The following is a 13706-nucleotide window of genomic DNA, read 5'->3' as shown; positions in this document are numbered from 1 at the left end:
CCTCACCCCGGTTGTATGCAATACTTTCACCGTTGTTTGTATACAGAAACTTCAATGGAGAGGTTCAACATGATCGACGAACCACGCAGCTACCGCGAGACCTGGCAGCAGAGCATCGACGAACCCGAGTCCTTCTGGCTGAACGCGGCCCAGGGCATCGACTGGTTCGTTCCGCCGCGCACCGCGCTGGCCGCATCCTCGTCGACGGCCGGCTCCGCGCGCTGGTTTCCGGAAGGCGAGCTCAACACCAGCTACAACGCCCTCGACCGTCACGTGATCGCGGGCCGCGGCAACCAGACCGCGCTCATCTACGACTCCGCAATGACCGGCACCAAACTGTCGCTGACCTACCACGAACTCCTCGGCCGCGTTGCCAAGTTCGCCGGGGCGCTGCGCGCCAACGGCGTCGGCAAGGGCGACCGCGTCATCATCTACCTGCCGATGATCCCCGAGGCCATCGTCGCCATGCTCGCCTGCGCGCGCATCGGCGCCATCCACTCGGTCGTCTTCGGCGGCTTCGCGGCCACCGAACTGGCCGTGCGCATCGACGACGCCCGCCCCTCCGTCATCGTCACGTCCTCCGGCGGCCTCGAGCCCGGACGAGTCGTGGAATACCTGCCCCTCGTGCAGAAGGCCCTTACCCTCAGCGCCGGATCGGTGCGCACCGTCATCGTGCGCGACCGGGAATCCATTCCGGGCAGTGCCGCCGACTTCACCGGCCCCGGCGAGACCGTCTGGCTCGACTGGGCCACCGAAGAGGATGCCGCTGCTCCCGCCGATCCGGTCAGCCTGCGCTCCGACGACCCGCTTTACATCCTGTACACCTCGGGCACCACGGGAAACCCCAAGGGAATCGTGCGCGACAACGGCGGCCACGCCGTCGCCCTCAACTGGTCGATGAGCAACATCTACAACGTGCACGCGGGCGATGTCTACTGGGCGGCCTCGGACGTCGGCTGGGTCGTGGGGCATTCCTACATCGTTTACGCCCCGCTCCTCGTCGGCGCGACCACCGTCATCTACGAGGGCAAACCGATCGGCACCCCCGACGCCGGCGCCTTCTGGCGGGTCGTCAACGAGTACAAGGTGCAGGTGCTCTTCACCGCGCCGACCGCCATCCGCGCCATTCGCCGGGTCGACCCCGAGTTCCTCGAACTGAAGAACTACGACGTCTCGAGCCTCACCGCCCTGTTCCTCGCCGGTGAGCGCCTCGACCCCGAAACCTTCCACTGGGCCAACGACGGGCTGCACTGCCCCGTCGTCGACCACTGGTGGCAGACCGAAACGGGCTGGGCCATCGCCGCCAACCCGCTCGGGATCGAAGCCCTGCCCACCAAGCCCGGCTCGGCCACCGTTCCGGTACCCGGCTATGCCATCGACATCCTCGACTCCAAGGGCAAGCGCATCACGAAGGCCGGCAAGGACGGCAATATCGCCATCCGCCTGCCGCTGCCGCCCGGGGCCCTTCTGGGGGTATGGGGAAGCGAAGAAAGGTTCGCCAGCGCCTATCTCAGTGCCTTCCCCGGCTACTACGCTACGGGTGACTCAGGACACTTCGATGAAGACGGGTACCTGTTCGTGATGGGCCGCACCGACGACGTGATCAACGTCGCCGGGCACCGCCTGTCGACCGGTTCCCTCGAGGAGGTGCTTACCCTTCATCCGTCCGTTGCCGAGTGCGCCGTTCTCGGCGTGCACGACGCCCTGAAAGGCCAGCGCGCTGCCGGCTTCGTCACCCTCAAGGCCGGCGAAACCATTGACCATGACACCCTGGCCCGAGAACTCGTCAGCCTCGTGCGCGAGCACGTCGGCCCCGTCGCCGCATTCCGCGACGTGACCATTCTCGACCGCCTCCCCAAGACCCGTTCGGGAAAGATTCTGCGCAAGACCATTCGGCAGATCGTTGACGGGGAGCCGTACACGGTTCCCCCGACCATCGAGGACCCCACCGTCCTGGATGCCCTTCGACTCGCGGTTCACGCCGCCGCACCACAGCACCAACCCTGAGTTCCACCCCCTGGATTTACCCCCTTTTGTACGCAACGAAGCAAGACAGGAGATTCCATGAATGACGCAACACCGGTCAGCTCTTCAAAGTCGAAGATCGACTACCTAGAAATTGAGGAATCGGCCCAGTTCCTTGAACTGCAGAGCCGACACCGTCGATTTGTCTTCCCCCTCACCGCATTCTTCCTGGTGTGGTACTTCGGTTTCGTCCTGATGGCGGCCTACGCGCCGTCCGTCATGGCGATCCCGGTGTTCGGGCTGATCAACCTCGGTCTGGTACTCGGGCTTGCCCAGGTCGCCACGACTTTCATCATCACCATGTGGTACGTGTCCTTCGCGAACCGCCGCCTCGACCCGCTCAGCCTCGCCATGCGCACCAAGCTTGAAGCCATGGAGCGCGCGGGGACGACCGCATCCGAACAGTCCGAGATCGACCGTCGTGCAGGATTGGCCAAGTCATGAGCGCCCCACTGATCCAGATGGCCGTAGACGCCACGACCGAGAACAACCCCGTTCTCAACATCTCGATTTTCCTCGCGTTCGTCGCGGTGACCATGATCGTGGTCATCCGTGCCGGTCGCAATAACAAGAGCGCGGCCGATTACTACACCGGTGGCCGCTCCTTCACCGGAACCCAGAACGGGTTCGCCATCGCCGGCGACTACCTGTCGGCGGCATCGTTCCTCGGCATTGTCGGGGCGATCGCGGTCAACGGATACGACGGATTCCTGTATTCCATCGGCTTCCTGGTCGCCTGGCTCGTCGCCCTTCTGCTCGTTGCCGAGCTGATGCGCAACACCGGCAAGTTCACCATGGCCGATGTGCTCTCCTTCCGTCTGAAGCAGGGCCCCGTGCGGGTTGCCGCAGCCACGACCACCCTCGCCGTGTGCTTCTTCTACCTGCTGGCCCAGATGGCCGGCGCCGGCGGACTCGTGTCGCTGCTGCTCGGTATCAACGACAAGCTCGGCCAGTCCATCGTCGTCTCGGTCGTCGGCATCCTGATGATCGTCTACGTACTGGTCGGTGGCATGAAGGGCACCACCTGGGTGCAGATCATCAAGGCGTTCCTGCTCATCATCGGCGCCTTCGGTATGACCATCTGGGTGCTCGTGCTCAACGGGTTCAATCTCTCCACCGTGCTGGCCAGTGCCGTGGAGAACTCCACCCACGAACCCGCCGCCGCCATCCTGGCGCCGGGGCTCGCATACGGAGCCAACCCGCTCGACTTCATCTCCCTCGCCATCGCGCTCGTGCTCGGTACCGCCGGTCTCCCCCACGTGCTCATGCGTTTCTACACGGTTCCGACCGCGAAGGAAGCCCGCAAGAGCGTCGTCTGGGCCATCTGGCTCATCGGCGGGTTCTACGTCTTCACCCTGGTCCTCGGCTTCGGTGCCGCGGCCCTCGTCGGTGGCGAAACCATCCTCGCCGCTCCCGGTGGCGTGAACTCGGCCGCCCCGCTGCTCTCGCTCGCACTCGGTGGACCGATCCTGCTCGGCTTCATCTCGGCGATCGCCTTCGCGACGATCCTCGCGGTGGTCGCCGGCATCACGATCACGGCGGCCACGTCCTTCGCTCACGACATCTACGCGAGCGTCATCAAGAAGGGCAAGGCCACCCCCGACGCCGAAGTCAAGGTTGCCCGTCGCACGGTGATCGTCATCGGAATTCTCGCTATCGCCGGTGGTATCGGCGTGCAGGGGCAGAACATCGCCTTCCTGGTCGCCCTGGCCTTCGCCGTCGCGGCGAGCGCCAACCTGCCGACCATCCTGTACTCGCTGTTCTGGAAGAACTTCAGCACCCGCGGCGCCGTGTGGAGCATGTACGGCGGACTGGCTTCGGCCGTTCTGCTGATCATCTTCTCCCCGGTGTTCTCGAGCGAGCCGACCTCCATGTTCGGCGAGGGCGTCGACTTCGCCATCTTCCCGCTGAAGAACCCGGGCATCATCTCGATCCCGCTCGGCTTCTTCCTCGGCTGGCTCGGCACGGTCACCAGCAGCCGTCGTGAAGACCCGCACCTGGCCGCCGAAATGGCCGTGCGTTCACTCACCGGCCACGGAGCCGAAAAGGCCGTGGAGCACTAGCCACACAGCACTACCCGCACAACCCGCACACCGCACCACGTGTGATCTCGCGAGAGCGGGTGAACCGTCGCTTGGACACTGTCTGAGCGACGATTCGCCCGCTCTCGCGGTCGTTAACAGTGGGGCGAACGGCGGGCTCACAGAGATCGCGGCGACTCCAGCATGCGGACCGCTCTGCCCCTGCCCGCGTGCACACTGCGCCGCTGCGCGGGACTTGCGCCGCGACATCCGTCGCTGGCGCCCTCCGTGCCGTGCTGGCCCGCGCGCAGCGAACTAGTCCGCGCGGGGAATCAGCGGCCCACGGGCGATGCGGGTCGGCGCCGCCTGCGCGACCGGCTTGATCGTGATCAGGTCGAGGTTCACGTGCGCCGGGAGCTCCACAGCCGAGACGATGGTCTCGGCGATGTCCTCCGCCGTCAGCGGGTTCGCCACGCCCACATACGCCGCCGCCGCCTTCTCCTCGTCGCCGTCGAACCGCACGAGCCCGAATTCGTCGGTCTTGACCATGCCGGGCGCGATCTCGATCACCCGGATCGGCTCGCCGTTCAGCTCGAGTCGCAACACCTCGGTCATCGCGTGCGCCGCGAACTTCGCGGCGTTGTACCCTCCCCCACCGAGGTACGCGACGTGACCGGCGATCGAGGTGACCGTGACGATGTCGGCCGAACCGCCTTCAGCGGCTATCGACGCCCGCAGCAGCGGCAACATCGCGCTCGTCATGCGCTTGACCGCGAGCACGTTGATCTCGTACATCCAGGCCCAGTCGTCGATGCTCGACGCCTCGACCGAGTCGAGGCCCTTCGCACCGCCGGCATTGTTCACCAGAACGTGCACGGCACCGGATGCCGCGAGGTAGTCCCGCAGTGAATCCACGTCCTGCTGCCGCGTCAGATCGGCCGTGAACACGTCGCACCCGGTCTCCGCGGCGAGCGCCGCCAGTCGATCGGCGCGCCGAGCGACCCCCACCACCTGCCAGCCGTGCTGCCGGAACAGGCGCACGGTGGCCGCTCCAATTCCCGAACTTGCTCCGGTCACAACTGCTCGTCGAGTTTCCATTCCCCCATTCTGGCGGCACAATGGAACGGATGAGCGCCGTCCCCCGCATCCCGCACCCGTCCATGCCTCCGGTCGCCCCGCCGAGCCACGGCCGCCGCGTCCCGCTCTGGGATAACGCCCGCTGGATCGCCATCACCCTGATGGTCGTCGGGCACGCCATCCTGAAGCTCATCGGCGACTCCGACACTGCCTACGCGACGTACCTCTTCATCTATGCGTTCCACGTGCCGGTGTTCGTCGCCGTCAGCGGATACTTCGCGAAGTCCGGTCCGCCCGGCACGCGGCAGCTGCACCGGCTGCTCACCGACCTGGTCTTTCCCTTCGTGGTCTTCGAGACGATCTGGACGACCATCCGCTGGTTGCTCGGGGCACCGTTCCAACTCGACTACTCGAGCGCCTCGTGGACGCTGTGGTTTCTGCTCGCCCTGCTCGTCTGGCGCATCCTGTTGCCCTACCTGGTGCTGCTGCGCTACCCACTGCTCATCAGCATCGTCGTCTCCATCGGCGCCGGCTACGTCGAGCAGATCGACAGCACCTTCGCGCTGTCCCGCACGATCGGCCTGCTCCCGTTCTTCGTGTTCGGCTGGAAACTGCGCCAGTGGCAGCTGACCGGCGACTGGCTCGAGCTACACGCCCGGGCGGTTTGGCAGTGGCGAGCCGGGGCGATCGCTCTCTTTGCCGCTCTATTCCTCGTCTGTGTGATCTTCATCGAGGGCCTCCGCGACCTGCGGGTGCGCAGTTTCTTCCTCTACGACGAGGCGTACGCCCTCTTCGGCTACGACCAGCTCTGGGCCGGCGGCATCCGCCTCGGCCTGATGCTGCTGGCCTTCGCGCTTATCGTGGCCTTCCTGATGCTGATCCCCCGCCGCACGGTGTGGTTCACCCCGCTCGGCGCGGCAACGATGTACATCTATCTCCTGCACAGTTTTGTGCTCTACCCGCTGCGGGAGACCGGGTTGCTCGAGGGACCCCAGCCGGGCTGGCTGCTTCCGGCCCTGATCGTGCTGAGCGTGCTGATCTCCCTCGCGCTGTCCCAACGGATCGTGAAGCGCGTTTTTCGCCCGCTGGTCGAGCCCCGCGCCCGATGGCTGTTCCGGCCCACCGCGGCGACACCGACGGGCACGATCGTGCTGCCACATCACGACCGCAAGTAGGTTTCCGGCGCCGCCGCCGGGCCAGATGACGCCGTGTTGCGGGCACCATTGTGGCCCCGCGGCACCGTGTTTATGCTCGCACGTGGAGCGATGGATGGTCCACGCTCACTGTCAGGGAGACCACACATGAGCGACACTTCCGCCTGGAAATTCGAAACCAAGCAGGTTCATTCGGGTGCCCGCCCCGATCCCGTCACCAACGCCCGGGCCACACCGATCTACCAGACCACCTCCTACGTGTTCAACAGCGCCGAGCACGCCCAAAACCTGTTCGCCCTCGCCGAATTCGGCAACATTTATACCCGCATCCAGAACCCGACCCAGGCCGTCGTGGAGGAACGCGTCGCCGCCCTCGAAGGCGGCACCGGTGCGCTCTTGCTCGCATCCGGCCAGTCGGCATCCAACTTCGCCGTGCTCAACATCGCCCAGGCCGGCGACCACATCGTGTCCTCGAGCTCGATCTACGGCGGCACCTACAACCTCTTCAAGTACAGCCTCGCCAAGCTCGGCATCGAAACCACCTTCGTCGAGAATCAGGACGACGCCGAGGAATGGCGCCGCGCGGTGCGCCCGAACACGAAGCTGTTCTTCGCCGAGACGATCGGCAACCCGCAGATCAACGTGCTCGACATCCGCCTCGTGGCCGACGTCGCCCACGCCGCGGGCGTTCCGCTGATCGTCGACAACACGATCGCGACCCCCTACCTGATCCGCCCGTTCGAGCACGGCGCCGACATCATCGTGCACTCCGCGACCAAGTTCCTGGGCGGCCACGGCACCATCATCGGCGGCGTGCTGGTCGACGGCGGCACGTTCGAGTGGTCCAAGAACGTCGAGAAGTTTCCCGGGCTGACCGAACCCGACCCGTCGTACCACGGCGCCAGCTACACGACCGTGCTCGGTGACGGCCTCGCGTACATCATCAAGGCCCGCGTGCAGCTGCTGCGCGACTTCGGCTCCGCCATCGCCCCGGCAAGCGCCTGGCAGCTCATTCAGGGCATCGAAACACTCAGCCTGCGCATCGAACGACACGTGCAGAACGCCCAGCTCATCGCCGAATGGCTCGAAGCCCACCCCGATATCGCCTCGGTGAACTATGCCGGGCTGCCGTCGAGCCCGTGGTATGCCGCCGCGAACCGCTACGCGCCGCTCGGCGTCGGCGCGGTGCTGTCCTTCGAGCTCACCGGCGGAGTGGATGCCGGCCGCGCCCTGGTCGACAACCTCACGCTGTTCAGCCACCTCGCCAACATCGGTGATGTGCGCTCGCTCGTGATCCACCCCGCGTCGACGACCCACGCCCAGCTCACCCCCGAGCAGCAGCTGACCGCGGGCGTCACCCCCGGGCTCGTGCGCCTGTCGGTCGGCATCGAAAATATCGCCGACCTGATAGCCGACCTCGAGGCCGGGCTCTCCGCGGCCGCCGCCGTCACGACGGCCTCCCGTGCCGCCGCGCGCAGCGACATCACCGACTGAGCCGCACCGCCGCATCCGCCAGAGAGAACCCGACAGCGCCAGAAGACGTAACATTCGGCGGGGGATTCGATCCCCCGCCAGAATGTAACCCTATGGAATGGCAAATCTCGGAAGACACGGTCCCCTCCAGCTTCGTCACCGAGGCTGAGGCGCGGTCGCTCATTGGCAAGCCACCGGCCACCGGCGCCTGGCGCGACGGTGACCGGGTCGGGCACCGCAACTTCAGCACCCTCGGCGCCCTGCACTTCGAGGCCGGCGGCAGCCTGCCGCGCGCCCGAATCGCCTACGAGACCTGGGGCACCCTCTCCCCCGAACGCGACAACGCCGTGCTCGTGCTGCATGCCCTGACCGGCGACAGCCACCTCGTCGGCCCCGACGGCAACGGCCACGCGACGGACGGCTGGTGGGGCGGCATCGTCGGTCCCGGACTCGCCCTCGACACCGACCAGTGGTTCGTCGTGGCCCCCAACATGCTCGGCGGCTGCCAGGGCAGCACCGGGCCCTCGTCACTCGCCCCCGACGGCTTCGAATGGGCGAACCGCTTTCCGTACCTGACCATCCGCGACCAGGTCGCCGCGCAGGTCGCGTTCAGCGACACCCTCGGCATCGACCGCTGGGCGGCCGTCGTCGGCGGGTCGATGGGCGGCATGCACGCCCTCGAATGGGCCATCGGACAGCCCGAGCGGGTGACCCGCCTCGCGATCCTGGCGGCGCCCCCCGAGACGACCGCCGACCAGATCGCCCTCAACTCGGTGCAGATCGAGGCGGTGCGCACCGATCCGCTCTTTCGCGGCGGCGACTATTACGACGCCGCCGACGGCGACGGCCCCACGCGCGGTCTTGCCCTCGCCCGACGGATGGCGCTGCTCAACTACCGCAGTCGCGCCGAGCTGAACGCGCGGTTCGAACGCGACTGGCAGAGCCCGATCAGCCCGCTCGGCTCGGGCGGCCGGTTCGCCGTCGAGTCCTACCTCGACTTTCACGGCAACAAGTTCACCCGACGCTTCGACGCCAACAGCTACATCGTGCTCGTCGAGGCGATGAACTCCCATGACGTCGGCCGCGGACGCGGCGGGGTCGCATCCGCCCTGTCGATGATCCAGGCCGAGACCCTGGTCGTGGGCATCGACAGCGACCGCCTGTTTCCCATCGAGGGGCAACACGTGATCGCCGAGCACGTGGCGAACACGCTCGACGGAGACGAAGCCGTCGTGCTCGCGTCACCCTACGGACACGATGGATTTCTCATCGAGAACGATGCCGTCAGCGCCCAATTGCGCCGACTGCTCCACTGACCCGCCCCGGCCAGCGACGCGCAAGCAACCCGCCCCAGAACGCAGACTTCCCGATATGGTGCAGGTGGGCCCCTTATCTTGGGGACCCCTCGATCATGAACCACGGGACGTGGCACGATGCAACGCATTTTCAAGGAACGCGACCGGATGCTGCGCCGCATAACGCAGTCCGCCGGCCTCGCCGGGTCGGTCACCGCCGTGCTCTGCCTGCTGGTGCCGAGTGCGGTGGGCGGCGATGTCCTGGTGTCGTGCATCCTGCTCGTGCTCGCAATGGCCGGCGGCCAGTACCTGCTGGGCCAGACCGGGGCGCTGCGCTGGGTCATCTGTACCGTGCTGACGGGGCTGGCGACGATCCTCCTGCTCGGGTTCGGCAGCCATCCGGGTCAGGCCCTGAACGTCGCGGAGGAATCGGCCATCAGTATCATCGCCGCCGGCGCGATGGGTTCCGTCGCCGCCGTGCTCGTGGTCAGCCGCGCGCGCATCATCCTGCTCCTCGCGCTCTTCAGCACCACGATTGGGGTGGTCCTGGCCGTCGCGGTTGCCGCCCCGAGTTCGCTGTTTCCGCTCTACCTTGCCGCCACCGGCTGGCTGGCGACGTCCCTGCTCGGCTGGTGGGTCAGTCAGAGCGTGCCGCGCGTGCTGCACCGCATTGCCGCGATCGGCCGCGCCCACCGCGCGGAACGGCACGCCAGCGAACTCGAAGCCCAGCGCCGCCAGGACGCCCGGCTGCTGCACGACACCGTGCTGGCGACCCTCACCCTCCTGGCACACTCCGGCGTCGGGGTGAATCCGGAAGCCCTGCGCCAGCAGGCCGGCGACGACGCCCGGCTGCTGCGCCAGCTGCGCCTCGGCGGCCTGCCCACACCCCGCCGTTCCGGGGTGTACACCCTCGAGCCGGCGACCGAATCCAGCCTCGGCAACACCCTCGAGTCGGTGCGCCAGCGCTTCGGACGCATGGGCCTCGAGGTCGACTGGCACGGCAGCGGACAGGTGCTGCTGCCGAGCAACGTGCTCGACTCCTTCCTGCTCGCCCTCGGTGAGTGCCTCGAAAACGTGCGTCGTCATTCCGGGGTGAAGCGCGCCGACGTCACCATCACCGACGACGAGACCACGGTGCGGGCGATGGTCACCGACGCGGGAGTTGGCTTCGACCTCGGAAAAATCGGCAGTGAGCGCCTCGGGTTCGCGGAATCGGTCGTGGCCCGCCTGCGCGACGTCGGCGGAAATGCCCGGCTGTTTTCGTCACCCGGATCGGGAACGACCGTCGTGCTGGAGGTGCCGAAATGAGCCGACGTATCCGTCCCCCGCTCCGACCGCACACCGACCACACGGTTGACACGGTCCTGGCCGACCAGAACGGCCTCGGCGGTCGACACCTCGGCCTCGGCCTCACCCTGAGCGGCGCCTGCGTCGCACTGTTCCTGCTCGGTCGTTTCATCCAGGAATGGTCGGAACAGCCGGTGCCGCCCGCGAGCATCGCCGCCTGGCTCCTGCTGATCGCCCTCGGCGTGCTGACCCACACGACGGCCCGGCGCCTCGCCACCGCGATGCCGTCGTGGCTCTTCAGCGCCGTTCTCGCCGGCAGCGCCCTCATCGTCGCCCTCGATCTGGCCGGATGCTGGGGGCTGGCCGGGCAGGGCATCTTTCCCACCGCAGCCCCCGCCGTCGGGGCACTACTCATGTCCCTCGTCACGCTTCGCGCGGCTCGTCAGGTGCTCCTGGCCGCCGTCGGCCTGGGCGCGGCGCTGACGGTCGCGGTGCTCGCCGAGGACCGCGCGGCGCATCCGCTCACCCTCGCCCCCGGCATCCTCACGATTGCCCTCGCCGTCATCCCTCCCTTCGTCGGTGTTGCCGTCGCCCGGGCGTTCCGCCGCATGGTCACGCGCGAACTCGACCTCGTGCTGGTTCAGAGCACCGTCTCCCAGCCGCGCTTTGCGGTGGGCATGCTCGCGTCGGAGCAGCTGGCCAGACTCGACCTCGACGCGGAGACGCTCCTCGACGATGTGGCCCAGGCCCGCACCCCACTGCCGCTGGCCCCGCACACCGCCAATACGGCCGCCAGCCTCGCGACGCAACTGCGCCTGCACCTCATCGAGGGACGCACCGAGACGTGGCTGCACCATGCCGTGACCGAGTCGGAGTTTCTCGATCCGGCCGTCACACTGATCGATCCGACCGGGCTGGCCGGGTTATTGTCCCCCAGCCAGCGCGACGCCCTGCTGCTGACAATCTGGCTGCTGGTGGGCGACACCGTCGGGGCCACGACGGTCAAACTGACCCTCGGTCCGATCGCACCGCTGCACGGCGTCACAACCTACCAAAAGGTTCGTTTTCCCATCGAGCTGACCACGACCGGTGTCCGTAGACGCCGAGTCGACCCGGAAACATGGCAGGCGATCCGCATGGTCGGCCCGCATGTGGACTCCAACCGGGAGGGCAGTTTACGAGTTGATATCGAATGCAGCGTGGATAACCCCGCAGATGCCTGAAAGGCGGCCAAATGGCGATAGGGTGCAGAGTATATAGGAGGCAATAAGTGACGAACACACCGATAGTGACTAACAACCACCGGCCCATCCGCCTGGCACTCGTTGATGATCATCGAATGCTGCTGGGGGCTCTCACTGAATGGATTCGCGGTGCGGCCGACGACATTGAAATGGTCGCCGCCGTCACCACCTGGCCGGAACTGCTCACGCACCCCGAGTTTCCCGTCGACGTGGTCTTGCTCGATCTCGACCTCAAGGACAACATCCCGGTCTCCCTCAAGATCTCCACGCTGAAGACCACCGGCGTGAAGACCGTGCTCATGAGCACCTATTCCGAGCCGGCCCTGGTGCGCGAAGCTCTGGCCGCGGGCGCCCTGGGATACCTGGTCAAGAGCGAAGAAGCCAGCATGATCGTCGACGCGATTCGCGCCGCGTACAACGGCAAGTCGTACATTTCGGCCGAGTTGGACTACGCGCTCAACTCCTCGGCGAACGATGATGGCGGTTCCCCGCGGCTGAGCGCCCAAGAGCGTCGCGTCATGGCACTCTACGGTGCCGGCGAGCCGGTCAAGGCCGTCGCCTACCAGCTCGGCATTTCCGAGGAGACCGCGAAGTCGTACCTCAAGCGGATTCGCGAGAAGTACCGTCTGGCCGGCTACGACGTGGGCACCAAGGTCGCCCTGCGTAAGCGCGCCATCCACGACGGCATCCTGCTTCAGACGGACTAACCAGCACCAAGCACAACCAGGTACAAGCAATCAGCACCACCAGCAGGGGGGCGCGCTCGAGGGGGAAACCGAGAGCGCGCCGCATCTGGCAGAGGCTGCACTGCGCCCCTCTGGCCTTATTTGCTCTGGCCGCTTACCTGCGCCGGCCGACGACCTCGATGGCCTGGGTCCCGTAGGGCACGTGCACTCCCCGACGACGACGGTTCCGGTCGATCCGGAACGTCACGAGGGTGAGGGCCAGCCCGATCACGCTGAGGGCCACGCCGATCCAGATCGGTGCGATGTAGCCGAAGCCACTCGCGATCGCCGCGCCACCGAGCGCCGCGCCCACCGCGTTTCCAATGTTGAGGGACGAGTGGTTGAGCGCCGCCGCCAACGACTGGCTCTCGTGCGCGACATCCATCAGTCGGGCCTGAATGGTCGGCGACAGGGCCTGCGCGGACGCACCGATCAGGAACAGGCCCACGAGCAGTCCGGCAACAAACTGTGCCGAGAAGGCCAGCAGAACGAGCGCACCGATCAAGACGCCGAACGCGATGATCATGCTGCGGCGCACGCTCCAGTCCGCCATCGCCCCGCCGGCAAAGATACCCACGGTCATGCCGAGTCCGACGACGACGAGCACGAGCGGTACGGCGCCGTCGCCGAGTTCGGTGACCTCGATGACGAGCGGGGCAACGTAGGAATAGACGGCGAAGAGGCCGCCGAAGCCGATCGCACCGATCGACAGGGTCACCCACACCTGCGAGTGGCGGAACGCCTGCAGCTCAGTGCGCATCGTCACGAGCGGGTTGCCGGCCTGGCGCGGCACGACGGCCCAGACCGCCAGGAATGTCGTGGCGAAGATCGCAGCCACGACCAGGTAGGCCGAGCGCCAGCCGAAGGTCTGACCGACCCAGGTGAGGGCGGGAACGCCAATCACGTTGGCGATCGTGAGGCCCGACAACACGAGGGCAATGCCTCGGGCACGTTTGCCCGGCCCCATCAGTTCGGCCGCGACGAGGGAGGCGATGCCGAAGTAGGCGCCGTGCGGGAGCGCGGCAAGAAAGCGCGCGCCGAGCACGAGTTCGAAGGTCGGCAGCAGCGCCGAAGCGATCGTGCCGAGGGTGAAGGCCGTCAGCAGCACCAGCAACAGCTGCTTTCGCGGCCAGCGAGCAGCCGCAGCTGCGATTGTCGGCGCCCCGACCACCACACCGAGGGCGTAGGCGGAGATCAACCAGCCCGCCTGGGCGTTGGCGGCATCCGGTGAGCTCGCGTACAGCCCGGGCAACAGGTCAGCCGCCAGGTTGGGCAGCAGGCCCATCGCGACGAATTCGGTGGATCCGATCGCGAAACCACCGAGCGCGAGGGCGAGCAGGGCAAGACGAATACGGGTCGGCGAGACGCGCGCCGACCCGTCAACAGTGAGGGGCATGTATTAACC

At 66.9% G+C, this 13706-nt stretch carries 11 protein-coding genes; 9 read left to right on the top strand and 2 right to left on the bottom strand.

The genetic code is table 11. From position 1 onward, the window contains the following. Nucleotides 1–69: 69 nt before the first annotated feature. Genes D6T64_RS14295 through D6T64_RS14285 form a run of 3 tightly spaced genes read left to right on the top strand, consistent with a single transcriptional unit; the run spans nt 70 to nt 4088 of the window. Nucleotides 70–2007: an AMP-binding protein gene (locus D6T64_RS14295; RefSeq protein ID WP_119975426.1), complete on the top strand. Its 1938-nt coding sequence runs from the start codon at nt 70–72 to the stop codon at nt 2005–2007. Nucleotides 2008–2064: 57 nt separating this feature from the next. Beyond that, a complete protein-coding gene (locus tag D6T64_RS14290) occupies nt 2065–2469 on the top strand; it encodes a DUF485 domain-containing protein (protein ID WP_119975353.1) in 405 nt (134 codons plus the stop codon). Continuing rightward, nucleotides 2466–4088 carry a solute symporter family protein gene (locus tag D6T64_RS14285; protein WP_119975352.1) on the top strand — a complete coding sequence of 541 codons (1623 nt, stop codon included), beginning with the start codon at nt 2466–2468 and terminating at the stop codon, nt 4086–4088. The genes D6T64_RS14290 and D6T64_RS14285 overlap by 4 nt, the downstream gene beginning before the upstream one ends. 273 nt (nt 4089–4361) lie before the next feature. Here D6T64_RS14285 and D6T64_RS14280 read toward each other — a convergent pair whose 3' ends face one another. Continuing rightward, nucleotides 4362–5144 carry an SDR family oxidoreductase gene (locus tag D6T64_RS14280; RefSeq protein WP_119975351.1) on the bottom strand — a complete coding sequence of 261 codons (783 nt, stop codon included), beginning with the start codon at nt 5142–5144 and terminating at the stop codon, nt 4362–4364. A 29-nt stretch (nt 5145–5173) separates the two neighbouring features. On the opposite strand from D6T64_RS14280, the gene D6T64_RS14275 reads away from it, so the two are divergent. The 6 genes from D6T64_RS14275 (at nt 5174) to D6T64_RS14250 (ending at nt 12283) form a co-directional block, all read left to right on the top strand. Further along, on the top strand, nt 5174–6298 hold the full coding sequence (locus D6T64_RS14275; RefSeq protein ID WP_233551180.1) for an acyltransferase family protein: 1125 nt from the start codon (nt 5174–5176) through the stop codon (nt 6296–6298). 126 nt (nt 6299–6424) lie between these two features. Next, entirely contained in the window at nt 6425–7771 is a 1347-nt protein-coding gene (locus D6T64_RS14270) for a bifunctional o-acetylhomoserine/o-acetylserine sulfhydrylase (protein ID WP_119975350.1), read from the top strand. Between the two features lie 92 nt (nt 7772–7863). Further along, entirely contained in the window at nt 7864–9066 is a 1203-nt protein-coding gene (gene metX / locus D6T64_RS14265) for a homoserine O-acetyltransferase MetX (RefSeq protein ID WP_119975349.1), read from the top strand. Nucleotides 9067–9183: 117 nt separating this feature from the next. Next, nucleotides 9184–10353 (top strand): sensor histidine kinase, encoded by a 1170-nt coding sequence (locus tag D6T64_RS14260; RefSeq protein WP_119975348.1) that lies wholly within the window; start codon nt 9184–9186, stop codon nt 10351–10353. Next, nucleotides 10350–11555 carry a hypothetical protein gene (locus tag D6T64_RS14255; protein WP_119975347.1) on the top strand — a complete coding sequence of 402 codons (1206 nt, stop codon included), beginning with the start codon at nt 10350–10352 and terminating at the stop codon, nt 11553–11555. Before D6T64_RS14260 ends, D6T64_RS14255 begins: the two co-directional genes overlap by 4 nt. A gap of 65 nt (nt 11556–11620) precedes the next feature. Further along, on the top strand, nt 11621–12283 hold the full coding sequence (locus D6T64_RS14250) for a response regulator transcription factor (RefSeq protein WP_119975346.1): 663 nt from the start codon (nt 11621–11623) through the stop codon (nt 12281–12283). A 133-nt stretch (nt 12284–12416) separates the two neighbouring features. Here D6T64_RS14250 and D6T64_RS14245 read toward each other — a convergent pair whose 3' ends face one another. Next, complete coding sequence (locus D6T64_RS14245) at nt 12417–13697, bottom strand: MFS transporter (protein ID WP_119975345.1); 1281 nt, start codon at nt 13695–13697, stop codon at nt 12417–12419. Between the last annotated feature and the right edge of the window lie 9 nt (nt 13698–13706).

This window comes from Cryobacterium melibiosiphilum, from assembly GCF_003602235.1.
Taxonomy (GTDB): Bacteria; Actinomycetota; Actinomycetes; order Actinomycetales; family Microbacteriaceae; genus Cryobacterium; species Cryobacterium melibiosiphilum.
This window is presented reverse-complemented; position numbering and strand designations above follow the sequence as displayed.

Bases quoted from the DNA above. Each gene is read 5' to 3' on its own strand.
- D6T64_RS14275 (WP_233551180.1), top strand. From the start codon at position 5,174: ATGAGCGCCGTCCCCCGCATCCCGCACCCGTCCATGCCTCCGGTCGCC.
- D6T64_RS14245 (WP_119975345.1), bottom strand. From the start codon at position 13,697: ATGCCCCTCACTGTTGACGGGTCGGCGCGCGTCTCGCCGACCCGTATT.
- D6T64_RS14255 (WP_119975347.1), top strand. From the start codon at position 10,350: ATGAGCCGACGTATCCGTCCCCCGCTCCGACCGCACACCGACCACACG.
- D6T64_RS14290 (WP_119975353.1), top strand. From the start codon at position 2,065: ATGAATGACGCAACACCGGTCAGCTCTTCAAAGTCGAAGATCGACTAC.
- D6T64_RS14270 (WP_119975350.1), top strand. From the start codon at position 6,425: ATGAGCGACACTTCCGCCTGGAAATTCGAAACCAAGCAGGTTCATTCG.
- D6T64_RS14260 (WP_119975348.1), top strand. From the start codon at position 9,184: ATGCAACGCATTTTCAAGGAACGCGACCGGATGCTGCGCCGCATAACG.
- D6T64_RS14295 (WP_119975426.1), top strand. From the start codon at position 70: ATGATCGACGAACCACGCAGCTACCGCGAGACCTGGCAGCAGAGCATC.
- D6T64_RS14280 (WP_119975351.1), bottom strand. From the start codon at position 5,144: ATGGAAACTCGACGAGCAGTTGTGACCGGAGCAAGTTCGGGAATTGGA.
- metX (WP_119975349.1), top strand. From the start codon at position 7,864: ATGGAATGGCAAATCTCGGAAGACACGGTCCCCTCCAGCTTCGTCACC.
- D6T64_RS14285 (WP_119975352.1), top strand. From the start codon at position 2,466: ATGAGCGCCCCACTGATCCAGATGGCCGTAGACGCCACGACCGAGAAC.